This is a genomic window from Micromonospora qiuiae (genome assembly GCF_016863555.1).
GTDB lineage: Bacteria > Actinomycetota > Actinomycetes > Mycobacteriales > Micromonosporaceae > Micromonospora > Micromonospora qiuiae.
Genome location: NZ_BOPC01000085.1, coordinates 14453 through 33154, shown reverse-complemented (window position 1 = coordinate 33154; position 18702 = coordinate 14453). Strand labels below are relative to the sequence as shown.

7 protein-coding genes are annotated in these 18702 nt (G+C 67.7%); 6 read left to right on the top strand and 1 reads right to left on the bottom strand.

The features are described 5' to 3' along the window. Nucleotides 1–416 precede the first annotated feature (416 nt). Entirely contained in the window at nucleotides 417–3941 is a 3525-nt protein-coding gene (locus Vqi01_RS24950) for a WD40 repeat domain-containing protein (protein WP_204037284.1), read from the top strand. On the opposite strand, the gene Vqi01_RS24945 is transcribed toward Vqi01_RS24950, so the two are convergent. Beyond that, nucleotides 3936–4235: an NIPSNAP family protein gene (locus tag Vqi01_RS24945; RefSeq protein WP_239098647.1), complete on the bottom strand. Its 300-nt coding sequence runs from the start codon at nucleotides 4233–4235 to the stop codon at nucleotides 3936–3938. The genes Vqi01_RS24950 and Vqi01_RS24945 overlap by 6 nt on opposite strands. A gap of 666 nt (nucleotides 4236–4901) precedes the next feature. Here Vqi01_RS24945 and drmD point away from each other — a divergent pair. The 5 genes from drmD to drmC are packed head-to-tail and all read left to right on the top strand — an operon-like array spanning nucleotide 4902 to nucleotide 18612. After that, nucleotides 4902–8081, top strand: a complete 3180-nt coding sequence (gene drmD, locus Vqi01_RS24940; RefSeq protein WP_204037282.1) for a DISARM system SNF2-like helicase DrmD — start codon at nucleotides 4902–4904, stop codon at nucleotides 8079–8081. Further along, on the top strand, nucleotides 8081–12142 hold the full coding sequence (locus Vqi01_RS24935) for an Eco57I restriction-modification methylase domain-containing protein (RefSeq protein WP_204037281.1): 4062 nt from the start codon (nucleotides 8081–8083) through the stop codon (nucleotides 12140–12142). Before drmD ends, Vqi01_RS24935 begins: the two co-directional genes overlap by 1 nt. Next, on the top strand, nucleotides 12139–15849 hold the full coding sequence (drmA, locus tag Vqi01_RS24930; protein ID WP_204037280.1) for a DISARM system helicase DrmA: 3711 nt from the start codon (nucleotides 12139–12141) through the stop codon (nucleotides 15847–15849). The genes Vqi01_RS24935 and drmA overlap by 4 nt, the downstream gene beginning before the upstream one ends. Beyond that, the gene (gene drmB / locus Vqi01_RS24925) at nucleotides 15846–17912 is read left to right on the top strand and encodes an MrfA Zn-binding domain-containing protein (RefSeq protein ID WP_239098645.1); all 2067 of its coding nucleotides are present in this window, start codon (nucleotides 15846–15848) and stop codon (nucleotides 17910–17912) included. The genes drmA and drmB overlap by 4 nt, the downstream gene beginning before the upstream one ends. Beyond that, complete coding sequence (gene drmC, locus Vqi01_RS24920; protein ID WP_204037279.1) at nucleotides 17902–18612, top strand: DISARM system phospholipase D-like protein DrmC; 711 nt, start codon at nucleotides 17902–17904, stop codon at nucleotides 18610–18612. Before drmB ends, drmC begins: the two co-directional genes overlap by 11 nt. The last annotated feature ends 90 nt before the right edge of the window (nucleotides 18613–18702 follow it).

The following is an 18702-nucleotide window of genomic DNA, read 5'->3' as shown; positions in this document are numbered from 1 at the left end:
GTTGGGCTGGCTCGCGACTCGTTCCCCTATGGATGCGACCCACCGCTAAAGGGGCGACAGCCCTTCGTACTGCCCCAAAGATAAAGCTGTGTCGCGGGCAGCACAGCCTGTAGGCATCCTAGGACAATGGGTGTCGTTCTCGTTCAACCAGGACGGAGGCCATCGCTGACGGACGGAGACACGAGTACCAGCGCCGGGATCGTGGCGGCGTAGCCGGATCTGGAGGACTGGAGACCGAAGATCAAGAGCGAGCCCTCTCGATCAACGATTGGGAGGGTGGCCACGCACCGCCGCCGCGACTCTTACGGTCCGCCCTCGGCGGCTCCCTACCCTCATCCGCGATCAACGCATCTGGTTGCACTAGCTCACACCCTGTAACTTGAAGGCGCATCGGGGATCTTCGTTGGGGAGGGCTGTTGCGGCCGAGTCGACGTCCCACCAGCTCCCTTCAGCTGTCGCTGCTGTTCATCGCGGTCCTGTTGGAGATCGCGGTGAACTTCTTCGCCAACGACGACGCTTCGCCGCTGGCAGCGGCAATCCGTGAGGTTGCTGGCCCCGCGCTGATTGTGCTGCTGGTGGTGCTGATCGTCGGCAACGGCGTGATGCTGTGGTGGGAGGCCCCGCGTAGCCCGCGGCCGGTGTGGCAGGCGGATCGCAGCCCCTATCCTGGACTTTCAGCGTTCAAAGAGCAGGACGCGTCGGTGTTCTTCGGCCGCGAAGAGCAGGCCACTGATCTGGTACGGCGCCTACACGAGCTGGGCCTGGACGGGTCCGACCGGTTCGTCTGCGTCACCGGCGCTTCCGGCAGCGGCAAGTCCTCGCTGGTGCACGCGGGCGTCGTTCCCCGGTTGCGAAGTCGACGGTGGCACGTGTTGCCGGCGGTAGCGCCGGCCGGCGAACCCCTCGGCGGGCTCGCGGATCTGGCGGTCACGTTGGGCGCCGCGGACCGGGCCGCTGCGTTGCGGGAGGTCCGCGCGCGTCCGGACAGCCTCGCCCAAAGCCTGGCGGCGTGGCGGGCCCGGACGGGTCATCGACACAAGCGGGTGCTGCTGGTTATCGACCAACTTGAGGAACTGGTCACGCTGTCCAGCACCATGGAACAGGCGATGTTCCTGGAGCGGGTCGCGGCCGCGCTACAGGCCGACCGGAGGCTATGGGTGGTCGCGACGCTGCGCGTCGAGTTCCTCGCCGACCTGCTCGCCGGTCCGCAACCGGAACTGTTCGCCAGTCCGGTCGCGCTGGGTGTCATCCGCCCGGAGGATCTTGTCGCGGTCGTGGAGCAACCCGCCCGGCTCGCAGGGATGCGTTTCGAGGACGGCCTGGTCGAGCAGATCGTCGCGGACACGGCCACGCCGGACGCGTTACCGCTGCTGGCGTACCTGCTTCAGGAGCTGTACCTGGCGGCGGGGCCGGGCCGGGTGGCCACCCATGAGGCGTACCAGAACCTCGGTGGTGTGTCGGGGGCGTTGGGCCGCCAGGCCGACGACGTCATGGCCGACCTGCGTCGCGATAGCAGCACCGACGACGTCCTGGCCACCCTGCTACGGCTGGTGGCGATGGAGGGCGCCGAGCCGACCCGACGTCGGGTGCCCCTACGGGAGCTGTCCGACGACCAACGGCGGATCGTCGCCGTGTTCACCGACGCGCGGCTGTTGACCACCGACGTGGTTGACGGTGAACCGTACGTCCAGGTCGCGCACGAGGCGTTGTTCCGCCAGTGGGCACCGCTACGCCAGCAGGTGCAGGCGCGGGCGGAGCAACTACGCCGGCGTACGGAGCTGGAACGCTGGGCCGCCGACTGGGAGCACGCCGGACGCAGCGCCGACTATCTGCTGACCGGGGAGCGGCTTGCGCTGGCCGGGCAGTGGCTGGAAGCGATGGCCTCGGCCGGCCAGGACAGCCCGACTGCCCGCGCGCTGGTCAACGCTTCCCGCAGCCGCGACACCGCGTTCCTGCACCGGGTGTCGGAGACGATCGGCCAGTTCGCGCTCGGCAACGTCGACCGCTATCCCGAGTTGGCGGTGCTGCTGACCTCGGCCGCGCTGCGGGAATGCCCACCCACACCGGTCGCCCGGCGGGCGCTGATGGCGGCGTTGGCGTTCAGCCACACCGAGGCCGTGCTCACCGGCCACACCGACGCCGTACGGGGAGTCGCCTGGTCACCAGACGGCACTCATCTGGCAACGGGCTCTCGGGACGGCACTGCCCGGATCTGGCACACCGACACCGGCACCGTCTTCCGCGTCCTGCGGGGGCACACCGGCATGGTGGAAGCCATCGACTGGTCGCCGGACGCGACTCGGCTCGCCACCGCCTCCCGGGACGGCACCATCCGGGTATGGGACGCCGCGACCGGGGACACGGTCGCAGTGCTGTCCTGCGGCGACATCGCCCGCGGCGTCGCCTGGTCCCCCGACGGCGGGCAGCTGGCCGGGTCGAGCCGAGACCGGACGGTCCGGGTGTGGAACAGCGCATCGTGGCAGCTTGATATTCAACTGGTCGGTCACGACGGGGACGTCTGGGGAGTCCGGTTCTCCCCTGACTCCCGCCGGATCGCCTCCGCATCCCACGACCGGTCCGTCATCGTCTGGAACCTCGACACCGGCCAGCCGCAGCAGAGACTGACCGGACATGGCGACTTCGTCGAGGCCGTCGCCTGGTCACCGGACGGCAACCAGCTCGCCACCGGATCCGGCGATCACACCGCACGAGTCTGGGACGTCAACACCGGCGAAACCCGGCACGTGATCGGTGGCCAGGGGTCACCGATTTGGTCCGTTGCCTGGTCTCCCGACGGCCGGACGGTGGTATACGCCAGCGGCGACGGCAGCGTCCGAGCCTGGGACATCCAGCGGCTCCGCGAGGTAGCCGAACTACGCGGACACACCCAGGGCACCTGGTCCGTCGCGCTGTCCCCCGACGGACGACGGGTGATCAGCGGCTCCGGTGACCACACCGCCCGGGTGTGGACGCTCCAACCGCGCGGATCCGAAGATCGGTTGCTGGCCGGACACAACGGACCGGTCACCGCCCTGGCCCTGGATCGGACCGCGAGGATCGTTACCGGCGGTGCCGACGGCACCGTCCGGGTATGGCAACCCGACGGCAGCGCCACCGTCACGACCTGGCCGGAACCCGTCGCGGTGCTCGCCTGCTCACCGGTGGCTGACATGCTCGCCGTGGCCCTGCGAGACGGCGCGATCCACCTGGTCGACGCCGACGGCGACGTACACCTCGACAGCGAGGCCGAGGCGGAATCACTGGCCTGGTCCCCCGACGGATCCCGACTGGCAGCCGGCTGCAAAGACAACTCCATACGAATCTGGGACATCCACACCCGCAGCTCCGCCGGCGTACTGCGCGGACACGCCGACTGGGTCGGCACGCTCGCCTGGTCACCGAGCGGCCGCTACCTCGCCTCCGGCTCCGACGACCGCACCGTCCGAGTCTGGGACATCGAACACCCCGGCAACAGCACCGTCCACTCCGGCCACCAAAACTACGTCGACGGACTCAGCTGGGCACCCAACGAACGCCGACTCGCCACCTGCTCCGCCGACTGGACCATCCGCATCTGGGACCTCACCGGCACCGACCAGCCACACGTGCTCACCGGCCACGAAAAACGGGTACGCACGGTGGCCTGGTCACCGGACAGCCAGCGGCTCGCCTCCGGCTCCGACGACCGGACCATACGAACCTGGAGCGTAGACGACGACCAGGCTGAGGTGATCGGCGTCCACCGCGACGGCGTAACCAGCCTGGCCTGGCTACCGGACGGACGACAGATCGTGACCGGCTCGGCGGACGGCACCATCCGCGTCTGGGCAGACGACGCCGACCTCGACGAGCTGACGGCGCTGGCGCGCACCCGAGTGTTCCGCGGGCTCACCGACGATGAGCGGCGTGCCCACCTGCTGCCGGTCGACGCGGACTCATAACGTCTGCTCGACCTCGCGAGTCTCCTCCCCCACCAGGTAATCGCCCGGGTCCAACCCAAGCGTCTTACGGCGCTCCGAGGCCCAGTAAGCGGCGTTTGCCTCCTCGAACGACCCAGGCCCGTCATAGGAGATCACCCATACGTGCTGGTTACGCGCACGGTCCTTCCACGAACCGTGAATCTCAAAACCGAGATCACGACGCAGTGGGACGACCAGGCGCTGCCACCTGTCCACCCACTCGTCCAACAGCCCATCCCGCACCGTGTAGGTACGAATCTGCACGGTTCTTGCCACGCCTACCACCCCGCCCGAGTCCGTTCAATGATCGACCGTAGCCGAAGCCACACGCGCAAGCCGGTAGCCGATCCAGCACGCAATGCGTCATATAGCTGGCAAATGTGCAACTTCAGACGCCACCGCTCGCCATCCTGTCTGCCGTCCACTCGCCCACTGGGGAGCAGGCCGCCGCCCGACCCGCCACCGCCCGCGTACCTGGGCGCTGCCTCCTACGCTGGCGGACCGGGCGGCGGCCTCCTCGGCCCCGGGTCGATGGCAGACAGGATCGCTCCATCGCAACCACCCGCGGAGCCGACGGCCGCAAACGGCCTCCGGCCATCCTGGAGCCGGAGCGCCCCCGCCGGAGGCGCAGTAGCCGCTACCCAGACGGTACGTAAGCGCCCTGGAACAGCGACCTCTCCCCCACATCGCGCTCGCGCTACGGCCGGTCGCCAGCCATGCCCTTGCCTCACTTCTATCGATGAGTGCCCTGTATCCGTATCGAGCCTTATGAAGAGCTCCCATGCCCGTCGTAGTCCGAAAATTCCGAGTAGCCAGGCCAATCAGAGGGCTGTTGCAGCTAATCGGCAGCGACCGTGCACAAAGGGCATTGCCAGTCAGACCCGAACAGTCGAGGCCTGTTGTCATTGCGAAACCCGTGCGTGTGTCCACTAAGGTCACCGGATGGCCCCCTCGACCGCCAATGTGGCTCTGAAACCAGAAGCTGACATCGCCCGCCTAGTTCCGGAGCCGGGACACGTGGTCGAAGTGCGCGGCTCAACGTGGGCGGTTGCGCGGGTGCAACCGCAGGGTCTGCCGCGGAGCCCGGCGGACGAAGCCGTAGCGTCGCTCAACCACGCGGTGACTCTTCAGGCGCTCGACGAGGACCGTCTGGGTGAGGAGCTGACGGTCGTCTGGGAGCTTGAGGTTGGCCACACGGTCACACCTGCTCAAGGATTACCGACTCAGGTCATTCCCGACGCCTTCGACGATCCGAACACACTCGCTGGTTTCGTCGATGCGATGCGCTGGGGTGCGGTGACCTCGGCGGATGATCGGAGCGTGCAGGCGCCGTTCCACAGTGGTGTGGCGGTGGAGGCGTACCAGTTGGAGCCGCTGCGGCGGGCGTTGTCCTCTCCCCGGACGAACCTGCTGCTGGCCGATGATGTCGGCTTGGGCAAGACCGTCGAGGCCGGCTTGGTGGTGCAGGAGTTGCTGCTGCGGCATCGGGCGCGCACCGTGGTCGTGGTCTGTCCGCCGAGTCTGGCGTTGAAGTGGCAGGACGAGATGCGGGACAAGTTCGGTCTCGAGTTCACGATTATCAACAGCGAGATGATGCGGGAGGTCCGGCGCCGCTACGGCCTGCACGCCAACCCGTTCCAGCTCTATCCCCGAGTGATCGTGAGCATGGCTTGGTTGCCGCAGGTGCGCGCCCAGCGGATGCTGCGTGACGTGTACGCACAGGCGGCGAGCACGAAGACCGCCCGGCGGTACGCGTTCGACATCCTGATCGTGGACGAGGCGCACCATGTGGCGCCGGCCAGTCCGTCGGCGATCGGGGGCGGGCGTGGCTACGCGGTCGACACGCAGCGGACGATCGCGGTGCGTGAGCTGGCGGACAAGTGCGAGCACCGGCTGTTCCTGAGCGCCACCCCGCACAACGGGCACCCTGAGGCGTTCACAGCGCTGCTGGAGATGATCGATTCTCGCCGGTTCAGCCGGGGCGCGCTGCTGGATGAGCGAGCGTTGCGGGAGGTGACAGTCCGCCGGTTGAAGTCGGATCCTGCTCTGGCCCACAAGGGCTTCCGTCCCCGGGAGCTTCGGGTCATCCCGTTCGAGCCACGCGCAGACGAGCAGCAGATGTTCGCCTTGCTGGACCGGATTCTCACCGAGAGCGCGAAGGCGAGCGGGACCGGCGAGTCCGGTGATATCACCGCGATGCTGTTCAAGAAGCGGTTCTTGTCGAGCCCGTGGGCGTTCGGCATGACCTTGCAGTCGTACCTTGCCGCACGGTCGGTGGGCCAGGTGGCGACGGACTGGGACTACGACGACATCCTCGGCGAGGGGCAGTCCGACGAGGAGGAGGGGCTGTGGGAGCAGGACGAGGCGACTGCCCTGCGGCACAGTAAGTCCTCCGATCCGCTGGTCGCCGCCGCGCCAGGCGAGTTGCAGCGGCTTGCTGAGTGGGGGCTGAGTTTCGAGAGCCGACCTGATTCTCGGCTCGATGAGCTGATCACAACCCTGGATGCGATCTGTCGGCCGGGTGGATTCTGGTCCAACGAACGCGTCGTGGTGTTCACCGAGTACGCCCACACCCTGGAATGGGTGCACCGAGTGCTGGTTCAGCAGGGCTACGGCGAGGTGCTAGAGGTCATCCAGGGGCAGACGCCGACCGATGAGCGGGAGCTGATCCGCGAGCACTTCACCACCGAGCCGTCGGCGAAGAACCCAGTGCGGGTGCTGCTGGCAACTGACGCTGCCGGTGAGGGCATCGACCTCCAGGACCACTGCCACCGGTTGGTCAACCTGGATATCCCGTTCAACCCGTCACGCTTGGAGCAGCGTATCGGCCGGATAGATCGGTACGGGCAGCAGAAGAGCCCCCTGGTGTTCCAGTTCTCGCCGGATCGCTCGGCGACCATGTACGCCGCGGACATGGAGTTCATGGGCCGGATCGCCCGCAAGGTGGTGACGGTCGCGCGTGACCTGGGTTCGGTCAACCAGGTCATTGCCGACGAGATCCAGGACCACTTCACCCGATCCGGTCGAGGGCGACGCAAGAAGGCTGCGCTCGACGGCAACGAGTTGATCAATAAGGCGTTGGCCGGTGGGTTGGACCTGAACAGCCGGTTGACCCAGTTGGAGAAGGGCTACGCCGACAGCCGGGCGCAGCTGCACCTGGAGCCGGAGAACCTGCGCAGGGTCGTCGATACCGCGCTGCGAATCAGCCATCAGCCGCCTCTCTTGGTGGCCGGCGACGACCGGACCGACGCAGCTGTGTTCACTGTTCCGGCGCTCGGCCCGGCCTGGCAGTCGACGTTGAAGGGCCTGGACACCCGCTCCGAGCCCGGAGTGCTGCGGCCGATCACGTTCGACGACAAGGCCGCAGCCGGGCGGAAGGACCTTGTCTACGTTCACCTCGGTCATCCACTGGTGAAAAAGGCTCAGCGGCTCCTGCGTCGATCGCTGTGGAGCGCTGACGCACCGCTGCACCGAGTTACCGCGGTCGTGGTGGACGGGCTAGAGGAATCCTTCGTCGCGGCCGTCACCCGGATGGTGTTGGTCGGCCGGGGCGGCCTACGGCTACACGAGGAGATTTTCCTTGCCGGCGTCCGTCTCCGCGGCCGGCGGGCCATCGCTGAGGAACGTGCCGAGCACCTGCTCGACCAGGCCCTCGACGCCGGCAGGCTGACGCTGGCCGCACCGGACGTCCGCGCCGACCTAGCGCGGGAGTGGAATGAGCCGGAGTCCCCGCTGCGGTCCCGGCTACTCGACTCGATGACCCGCCGTGCCGAGTCCCGCCACCAACGAGTCAGCGACCAACTCGCCAAACGCGAGGACGCCGACGTGACTCGGGCGCGGGAGATCTTCGCCGCGTTCCGCCGCAACCTGAACGAATCGCTGGAGCAGCTCAACAGCGCCGAGATGCAGGAACAACTGGCTCTCTTCCCCGATGAACAGCAGCGGCAGCGCCGCCGCGACATCGAAACGATGCGCCGCCGGCTGGACGAGCTCGGCGACGAGGAGCAGCGGGAAATCGCGGCGATCACCGAGCGGTACCGCGATGTCAAACCACACACCACCGCTGCAGCGGTGGTGTTCGCGCTCACCCCGGCCGATGCCCAGCGAGGAGGTTCACGCTGATGCGGACCGCTCGTACCTTCCGCCCGAAGACGGGCACCGAGCTGCACCGGGCATGGCTGGAACTCGTCGAGACGGACGGCCCGTTTCTGGCGATCCCACCGCTGAAGCGGGTATGGCCGCAGGGCATACCCGCCCTGAACCCCGAACGCCTCGACGTCCTTCGCGAGGCCCGGCCGGCGTTCGACCACGCCTGGGAAGCCCTCGACATCGACCCAGGCGACGAGACGATCCGAGCCAAGTACGCCGAGGTCCGCGACGTCTGGGTGCAGACCATCCTGAGGGACGTCGTCGGTTGGCGTACCTCGCTGGCCTGGGGTCCCGACTGCGCGCCAGGGGTGACCGCGCACTCGCCCGACCGGCGGATCTCCGTCACCCCGCAGGCCGCGCTGCACGGACCGGACGGCATCGGCGCGCTGGTCAGCGTGGTCGACAAGTGCGACAGCCTGCACGCCACCGGCACCGACGGCTGGGCCGCCACCGCCATCGACCGGATGGAAGCGATGCTGCGCGGCGCCGGCATCGCGATCGGCATCGTCACCGACGGCCGCTGGTGGGCCCTGGTCTGCGCCCGGCCGGACGCGATGGTCGCCTCCGGCATCGTCGACGCCCAAACCTGGGTCGAGGAACCGCTGACCCGCAACGCCTTCCTCACCGTCATCGCCCGGCAGTACATCATCGGCGGTGACCCCAACGAGCGGCTCCCCAAGCTGTTCGAGGAATCCGTCGCCGCCGCCGAGGAGATCACCGAAGCTCTCGGCGCCCAGGTCCGCCGCGCCGTCGAGCTGCTGATCCAGGCGTTCGCCGAGACCGCCGCCGACCACCACAGGCGCGGCCTGCGTGATCCGCTCCCGGACGACCCGCACGACACCTACTCCGCGGCCGTCACGGTCATGATGCGCGTCGTCTTCCTGCTCTTCGCCGAGGAGCGCGGCCTGCTGCCACAGAGCGAGCTCTTCCTTCAGGGATACGGCATCAGCGGCGAACTCGACGACCTGGAACAGCGCCGGCCCCGGGACGGCGAGGAATCGCTGGACAGCACCTACCTGACCTGGCACCGGCTACTCGCCACCAGCCAGGCCCTCTACCGGGGCGCATCGTTCGAGAACATGCGAATGCCCGCGTACGGCGGATCGCTGTTCGACCCCGACCGATACCCGTTCCTGACCGCACCGAGCGACAACGGCACCCTCGCCATGCCCGTCTCCGACCGAGTCATGCTGCACGTCCTGCGCTCGGTGCAAGTCGCCCAGCTCAAAGGCAACGACGCCCGCCGAATCTCGTTCCGAGACGTCGACGTCGAGCAGATCGGCTACATCTACGAAGGGCTGCTCGGGTACTCCTGCATTCGGGTCATCGGCGACACTCAGGTCGGCCTCGTCGGAGCCACCGGAGCCGAGCCGGAGATCCCGCTGACCGTGCTGGAGCAGCTCGCCGACGCCAATGCAACTCCGGCGAAATTGGCCACCGCGGTCATCGCCTGGCTCAAAGAGAACCAGCCGGCTGCCAGCCCACCGAGCCCGAACGCCTTGGCGAAGCGGCTCGCGGCCACGCCCGGCGACGACGCCGATCGCATGCTGCGCGCGGTGACCGATGACGACGACCTGCGCGCACGCCTGCTGCCCTGGGCCACCATCACCCGGCCCGACCTGCGCGACCGCCCTACCGTCGTCCTGGATGGCGACCTGCTGGTCACCGAAACACCGTCGCGGCGCAACGCCGGCGCCCACTACACCCCGAAATCCCTCGCCGAGGAAGTCGTCCACCACGCCCTCGAACCACTCTGCTACTCCCCCGGCCCGCACCAAACCGCCGACCGGGACGCCTGGAAACTGCGCGGCTCAGACGAGATCCTCAACCTCAAGGTGGCCGACATCGCCGCCGGCTCCGGCGCATTCCTGGTCGCCGCCGCCCGCTACCTCGCCGCGCGCCTCGTCGAGGCATGGATCGCCGAGGACCCCTCCAACGCCGGCCGGCCCGACCTCGGCCAGCACGCGATCCGCGAGGTCGTCGCCCGCTGCCTGTACGGCGCCGATATCAACGCGATGGCCGTCGAGATGTGCAAGCTGTCGCTCTGGCTGGTCTCCCTCGACCGCGACCTGCCGTTCTCCTTCGTCGACGACAAGATCCTCCACGGCAACTCGCTGCTCGGCCTCACCGATCTACGCCAGGTGCGCACGCTACACATCGAACCGGCAGAGCATGGTCGGGCCTTACCTGCCAGCCTGGACATAGGCGGCACCATTCGGCGAGCCATGGAGATTCGTCGGGAACTGGCCAGCGAGGTCCGCGAATTCGACCCCCAGCGCAGCGCCACCGCCAAACTTCGCCAGCTCAACCGATTGCGAGAGCTCACAGCGCAGTTACGCACCGCTGCCAACGGTGTGATCGCCAGTGGACTGCGCCTTGGCGGTAAGCCTGGCGTGATTCTGGATGAGGCATACCAGAATCTGGCAGCGGCGGTTGCTGCCGCGATTCCAGGAGATGGCACAGCATCCGACACGGGCGCGCTCGACATGATTATCAAGACCGGACTGACCCCGACTGTCGCGACGGACTACGAACGCTGGCAGCCGCTGCACTGGGTGCTCGAAGTCCCCGATGTGGTGGTCGATCATGGCGGCTTCGATGCCATCATCGGCAACCCGCCTTTTCTCGGTGGTCAGAAGCTCACCGGCGCGATGGGCACCAACGTCCGGGACTGGTTCGTCCACCAGATCGCCGACGGCACCCGGGGCAGTGCCGACTTGGTCGCCTACTTCCTGCTGCGGGCGGTCGAGTTGCTGCGCCCGTCCGGGACGCTCGGTCTGATCGGGACCAACACCATCGCCCAAGGCGACACCCGCCAGGTCGGCCTCGATCGCATCACCGCCAGTGGATTCACCATCACCCGAGCTGTACAGAGCGCTCCCTGGCCGTCGGCCAGCGCCAACCTGGAGTACGCGGCGGTCTGGGGCAGCCTCGGTCCCGTCGCCAATGCCGCCGACCGGATCGCGGACGGAATGATCGTGCCGCGCATCTCCACGCTGCTCGAACCGGCTGGGCAGGTCGTCGGCACCCCGACCCAGCTGGCCGAGAATGCGAACATGGCATACATCGGCTGCTACGTGCTCGGCCTGGGCTTCGTCCTAGAACCTGAGGAAGCCCAGGCCTGGGTTACCGAAGACGAGCGCAACGCCGAGGTGCTTTTCCCCTACCTCAATGGCGAGGACCTCAACTCCCGGCCGGACTGCTCCGCCTCCCGCTGGGTGATCGACTTTACCGGTTACTGCGTCATCTGCGCCGCCCGACTCCGTCGGCCATTCGACCGCGTGGAACGGCTCGTCAAACCAGAGCGTTTGCGCAACAACCGCAAGGTCTACCGCGATTACTGGTGGCAGTATGCAGAGCGCCGGCCGGCGATGCGGAAAGCGATTGCCGAGCTGGACGAGGTGCTGGTGATCGCGCTGGTCAGCAAGTCAGTAATGCCGGCGCGGGTGCCGACCGGCCAGGTCTTCAGTCACATGCTCGGCATCTTCGCAACCGACTCGGTCGCGGATCAGGCAGTGCTGTCGTCGAGTCAGCACCAGCTGTGGGCAATTACCTATGGCTCGACGCTGGAAACGCGAGTGCGCTACACGCCATCGGATGTGTTCGAGACGTTTCCGCGGCCGGAGCCGACTGATCGGTTGGCTGAGGCGGGGCAACTGCTGGACGTCGAGCGGCGAGAGATCATGCTGCGGCGCGGGTTGGGGCTGACCAAGCTGTACAACCTGGTCAACGACCCAGGGATCGCTGACGGCGACGACCCGGATGTGGCCCGGTTGCGGCGGATCCACGTCGAGCTGGACGAGGCAGTTATGGCTGCGTACGACTGGTCGGATGTGCCGCTGGAGCATGGGTTCCACACGTACCGACAGATGACGCGATGGACGGTGAGTCCGGCGGCACGGGTGAAGATCCTGGACCGGTTACTTGCGGAGAACCTGCGCCGCGCGGCGGCGCAGCAGCCGAAGGCGGCGAGGAAGGCGGCTGCCCGCCAGCGGAAGCTAGTGGTCCACGAGGGCCAGGAGACGCTGCTGTGACTGACTCGGCTCCGGGTTTTCAGCTCGCGCACGAGCCGGATGGCACTTCGTACACGGTCCGGGAGAACCTGGTCGACATCCTCGAGCGTGAGTTACTCGGTCCATCAGGTGGTCCGGAGGAGTTGTTGGCGGTGAGCCCGCGCCAGCTTTACCTGGTGGGACATATCGCGCCGGTGAAGCTGACCGAGCCCGATGCTGAACCGGCCGGATCGGAGGACGGGTACGGCTTGGTCGGCATCCGGGCTGACGCGGCGGGTGCGCGAGCGCAGCGCGGGGTTCCGGCCGAGTCCGCGGACGACACCGACGTCGAGGGCGAGGAGGATGACGCCGACGACAAGGCTCCGAGGCAGGGGCTGATGATTCCGTCGTCGATGGGGTTGCGGTTCCAGGTGCCGAACGATCTGGCAGAGTTCACGGTCACCGCGTCGTGGGGCACCTACGAGAGCGTGAAGACCGGTGAGGTCGACAAGCGAGGGCGGGCGGTGCGGCGGTATCGGCGTACGCCGGTCGGGATCGTCGAGAAGATCGCGGTGGCCGAGCTGACGCCGGGGCGGACGTACACGCGGGTGCTGACGGGGCAGATCTGTCTGCGGATCGACGCCTACGACGACGCGCGTTTCCATCGGCGGTTGATCGAGATCGCGCTGGTCAATGACCGGGAGACGCCGCCGACGATCCCGGTGCACGAGTGGCTGTTCCAAACGAAGCTGTACGTCGACGCGGGCGGTGCGGCGATGTTCCTGCCGGTGCGTGACGTCATGGAGCAGGAGTGGCCGGAGCACGACGACGAAGTACGCCGGCTGCACTTGCAGTACCGCAACCGGCTGGAGTTCGCGGTCGGGCGGACCTGCTCGGTGGACTGGCGGGCGGAGCCGAAGGCACGACGGGCGACGGCGGTGTGGACGACGTGGCTACCGGTCGCGGAGACACCGCAGACGCAGGCACGGTCGGTCACGGGCGCGATGCTGGGCATGGACGCACTCGCCAAGGCCAGCCCTGAACAGATTCGTGACGGCCTCGCTCCGCTCGTGGACGGGTACCGGACCTGGCTCGACGGTAAGGGCGGTGAGGCCGCGAAGGCGGCGCAGCTCCCCGAGCACCTGCGGGACCTGGCCGAGGAGGTCGTGGACGAGGCACGCGCGGCACAGCAGCGGCTGGCGGACGGGCTTGCGCACGTGGTGGCTGATCCGGAGGCGTTCGCGTGCTTCCGGTTCATGAACGAGGTCATGCGGGACCAGCGGATCCACTCCCAGATCGGGGCGTTGCGTAGCTCCGACCCGAGCCTGTCGTTCGATGACGCCCGCGATCAGGTCGAGGCCGACGAGCGGGAGAAGCCCTCGTCGTGGCGGCCATTCCAGCTGGCGTTCATCCTCATGCAGCTGCCAGCGTTGACCGACCCCACTGCGGCGGCGCGCAGCGACGAGCTGTCGCGGGTGGAGTTGTTGTTCTTCCCGACCGGTGGTGGCAAGACCGAGGCGTACCTGGGTCTGGCGGCGTACACGTTCGCGATCCGGCGCCGGCAGCAGGTGGTGGCGTCCTCCGATGGGCCGTTGGACGGGCGTGACGGGGTGGCCGTGTTGATGCGGTACACGTTACGGCTGCTCACCGCGCAGCAGTTCCAGCGGGCCACCACGCTGGTGTGCGCGGCGGAGCTGGTTCGCCGCCGGGACGACACAACCTGGGGTAGCAAGCCGTTCCGGATCGGGTTGTGGGTCGGCACCGACGTGAGCCCGAAGCGGTGGGACGAGGCGGACGAGCAGCTACGCAAGGCCAACGCGTACGGCGGGCACCGGCTGACGGTGTTGCAGGTGCAGCGATGCCCGTGGTGCGGCAGCCCGATCGGCGCCGCGAACGTGAAGCCGATCAAGACCACTCGGCGGGTACTGGTCTTCTGCGGCGACGACATGGGGCAGTGCCCGTTCGCCAAGGGCGGCCAGGTGGATGAGGGCCTGCCGATGCTGACGGTGGACGAGGAGATCTACCGGATGCCGCCGGCGTTCGTGATCGCGACGGTCGACAAGTTCGCCCGGCTGGCCCGCGAGGGTGAGGCGGCATCGCTGTTCGGCTACGTCGGGCGGCACTGCGGTCGGCACGGCTACGTACATCCCGACTACACGGCTTGTAGCGTCACCACCGGTCACCAGGCCGAGCCCGGCCTGCCCGCCGCGACCGTTCGCCCGGTTGGACGACTCCGGCCGCCGGATCTGATCATTCAGGACGAGCTGCACCTGATCACCGGAGCGCTGGGCACCGCCGTGGGGCTATTCGAGGTGGCCGTGGAGACCCTCTCCTCGTGGGAGACCGCAGACGGCAAACCGGTCCGACCGATGATCGTGGCGTCGACGGCCACTGTGCGCCGCGCCGACGACCAGGTGCGAGGCTTGTACGGACGCGGCGTACAGATCTTCCCGCCGCAGGTGTTGGACGTGGCGGACACGTACTTCTCGCAGGAGCTACCGATCGGGCCGACCACCCCGGGCCGGCGCTACATCGGGGTAAGCGCGCAGGGCGTGCGGCTGTCGAGCGCGGAGATCCGGGTCGCCGAGGTGTTGCTGCTCGCAGGGCAGTTGCTGTTCGACCGCAGTGGGTCCGCCGCCGATCCGTACATGACGTTGGTGGGCTACTTCAACGCGACCCGGGAACTGGCCGGTATGGCCCGCTACGTGGCCGACGACGTGCAGAACCGGGTCCGGCAACCCCGCCCCGGATCAGGTTTCCCACGGCGCCGCGGCTCGTACGGGCGGCTGGTCACCGGCGAGCTGACCTCCCGGATCGCCTCGGTCGATATCGGCCGTACCCTGGACAACCTCGCCTTGGAGTTCGACCCCGACTCCGCCACGACCGCAGCGATGCGGCGGCGGCTCGAACAGCAGGAGGCCGGCGGGCGGGTGGAGCGGCCGAAGGCCGACCCGTTCGACGTGGTGCTGGCCACCTCGATGCTGCAGGTCGGGGTCGACGTGCAGCGGCTTGGTCTGATGCTGGTGGTCGGGCAGCCGAAGAACACCGCCGAGTACATTCAGGCATCCTCGCGGGTGGGCCGCGATGTCGGCCATCCGGGTGAGGACTGCGGCCGGCCCGGGCTGGTCGTGGCGCTCGGGAACTGGGCACGGCCGCGCGACCTGGCCCACTACGAGCAGTTCCGGCACTACCACGAAACGTTCTACGCGCAGGTGGAGGCGCTGTCGGTCACCCCGTTCTCGCCCACGGCTCTGGATAGGGGCATCGACGGGGTGCTGGTCAGCGCGGCGCGGGTGCTGCAGGCGCACCGCGACGACGGGCTGTCGCCGGAGCGGGCCGCGTGGCGGGTCCGTGACGAACGGGACGCTCTCGCTGCCCTGGTCGATCGGCTCGACGCCCGAATCCGGGCGGCGGCCCAGCTGGACAACCTGATGGCACAGGCACACCAACGGCTGATCAACCGGCTGGACCAGTGGAACGCCCGGGAAAAATACGCCGGGAAACTCAGCAAGACCCTGGTATACGAGCGCACCGGTGACAACGACAGCTATCTGCCGTTGTTAATCAGCCCGGAAAACGCGAAGGCCCACCAGGGTCAGCCGGACCGAGCGCCGTTCGTCGTCGCGCACTCGATGCGGGAGGTCCAGCCGGAGATCAATCTGCTGGTCAGCCCAATATCCGAGCGGATGTTCGCCGTCGAACCCGACGACGCGCCGTCCTGGAACTTGCCCGAAGGAGAAGACGAGTGACGGACGACGACGCGGCACAGATGATCTTCGAGTCGGCGCAGCCGATCGACCCGCTCGGCGACAGCGAGCAGTCGAACGTCAAGAACCGGGCCAAGGTCGGCTCGGCCCGCCCGTCATCGCTGCTCTACACCTACGGCGTCGGCTCGATCATGGACCTGCCGCAGTTCTCGATCATGCCGGCTGGCCTCGGCGATTGGGAGCCGATCTGGCGGCGGCGGGCCAGCGTGCCAACGATCGAGGAACCACGACTGCTCAAGGTGGTTCAGATTCACCTCGGGTCCAGCGTGCAGCAGCTGCGGCCGTTCCCGTGGCAGCCGAAGGCCCGCGCGATGTCACAGGAGGGCTCCGACCTCGGCATCCCGGCCCGGGTGTTCCCGCAGTGGCTGCGGTGCACCGGCTGCGACTACCTCGGGCCGCTGTCGCGGTTCAGCTACACCAACACGCACCCGTTCCGGCCCGACCTGGCGATCTTCGAACACGCGAGTTGTCCTGGCCGTACGTTTGCGGGGGCGGCAGCGAAGGGAAAGGCCAAGACTCCCGCGAAGGGAAAAGCCAGGCGCAGCCCGGCGGTGCCAGCCCGTTACCTGCTCGCCTGCGCCAACGGCCACCTCGACGAGTTCCCGTACGCGTTGTGGGTACACCGCGGCAGAACCTGTCCCACCGCCCCGCACCCGGACCTGAAGCTGCGCGACAGCAACATCGGCCAGGGAGCCGGCGCAGTCATCACCTGCGAACGTTGCCAACAGCGGCGCGGCATGGGCGAGGCGCAGGGCGCGGCCGGCAAGCGGAAGCTGCCAACCTGCCGGGGCCGGCATCCGCATTTGAATGCCTTCGACCTCAAGTGTGGGCTGGACACCTCGCTGATGATGATGGGCGCGTCCAACCTCTGGTTTGCCTCGACACAGTCGATCATCGTCATGCCCCGAAGCGAGGAGCAGAAGCAGACCGCGCTCGCCACGCAACTACGCATGCACCTGACCCCAGCGGAACTGGCAGACTACGCAACCCTGCCGAAGGTGCTTCGTTCGTTGCTCGTCGCAAACAAGTGCGACGTTGCCGGAGTCACCGACGATCAGCTAACCGCAGCAGCGGCCGAGGCACTCGCCCCACCACCGTCTGAGGAGGAGTTCCGGGAGAGGCGACGCGCTTGGGACCCGGTCGAGCTGCTTGTGCCGGAGTGGGACTACCTGCAGAAGCCGAGCCTGTTCGCGCAGCAGCAGGACTCAAGCGGGCTGATGGTCACCGAGATGCCCATCGCCGCCGATCTCCCGAAGCAGGTACACCGGGTCATCGCTGTGAACCGGATGAAGAAGGTCAACGCGGTGATCGGCTTCACCCGCATCGACGAGATGGATCGGGTGAGCGACCTCCCGAGCCGGCTCGTCAAGCTCACCCGTAAGCGACCAACTTGGGTGCCGGCCACCGAGGACCGTGGCGAGGGCATCTTCCTGCAACTCGACGAAAATGCCGTCGCCGCCTGGGAAGCGCAGGTCCTGCCCACCGCTCTGTGGCGGGCGCACCGTGAAGCCCATCGGCACAACTTCTCCCGACGCTTCTCGGCCACCGCCGCCCAGATCGAGCCGGACGACCGGTTCCCCGCACCTCGCTACTGGCTGATCCACACCCTGGCGCATATCCTCATCCGCCGGATGGCGATGTCTTGCGGCTACGGTGCCGCCAGCCTTAGCGAACGCCTCTACGCCTGGCCCGCTACCCTCGACCGCCCCGCCGCCGCCGGACTGCTCATCTGCACCACTGCCTCCGACAGCGAGGGAACCCTCGGCGGTCTCGTCGCCCTCAGCCAACCGGAACGACTCCACGGCCTCCTGCTCGATGCGCTCCGCAGAGCAGGCCGCTGCTCATCCGACCCGGTCTGCGGCCAACGCACGCCGCGGCACGGTGAGGATTTCCTGCATGGCGCGGCCTGTCACTGCTGTTGCTTCGCCTCGGAAACCTCCTGCGAACGTGCCAATCGATTCCTCGACCGGCGGTTCCTGCTCAACCTGCCCAGCATCGACGACGAACGAGTCCCCGGCTTTTTCGGCACGATCGATGTCTACTGACCCCCACACCGCGCTCGGGGCCTTCCTGACCGCCTACGAGGCGCAACGACTCGCCGCCGTGCTACAAGCCGGCGGCACCAGGGGCCAGGCGCTGAAAGAGGTGCACGCCGCCCGTCGCAGCGAAGCGAAACGACTGCTCGCCGCAGCCGAGATCGGCACCGAACAACGGGACGACTCGGTCGCCATACTTCGGGCCATCGCGGGCGCCCACTCGGTCCGGACCGCGATCACCCCCGTCTGGACCATGCCCGGAGTCGAGGCCACCACCGGCCGTCTGACCAGCGAAGCCCAACGCATCATCGATGACGCACGAATGTCCGTCGTCTGCTCCAGCTTCAACTTCACGCCGCACTCGGGCATGTGGACTTCCCTCAGGAACGCCGCGATGCGAGATGGCCTGAGCGTCACGGTTTACCTCGACGCCAGCGCCGGCTCTCCGGCAGCGGTCGCTGCCCACCTGCCGAAGGCGACCGTACTGCGAACGCTGACCCTACCCGGAGGCCGCGGTCCGTTGATCAGTCATGCCAAGTTCATCATCGTCGATCGCGCAATAACCCTGCTCACCAGCGCGAACTTTTCCTACAGCGCCGAGAACACCAACATCGAGTTAGGGCTACTGGTGCATGACAGCGATCTCGCCGCGTCAGTGGAAGCCCTCATGCGTAGCAAACACGGCATACTCTACGAATACGTCGCCTGAAAGGCGGCTCGGCGTTGCAATCAGAAAATCAGGACGAATCCCTCTTCCTGATAGCCGTTGGCCATGGCAGGCGCAGGTCACGATGCGCTT

Coding starts and splice junctions, on each gene's coding strand:
- drmD (WP_204037282.1), top strand. CDS start 4,902: ATGGCCCCCTCGACCGCCAATGTGGCTCTGAAACCAGAAGCTGACATC.
- Vqi01_RS24935 (WP_204037281.1), top strand. CDS start 8,081: ATGCGGACCGCTCGTACCTTCCGCCCGAAGACGGGCACCGAGCTGCAC.
- drmC (WP_204037279.1), top strand. CDS start 17,902: ATGTCTACTGACCCCCACACCGCGCTCGGGGCCTTCCTGACCGCCTAC.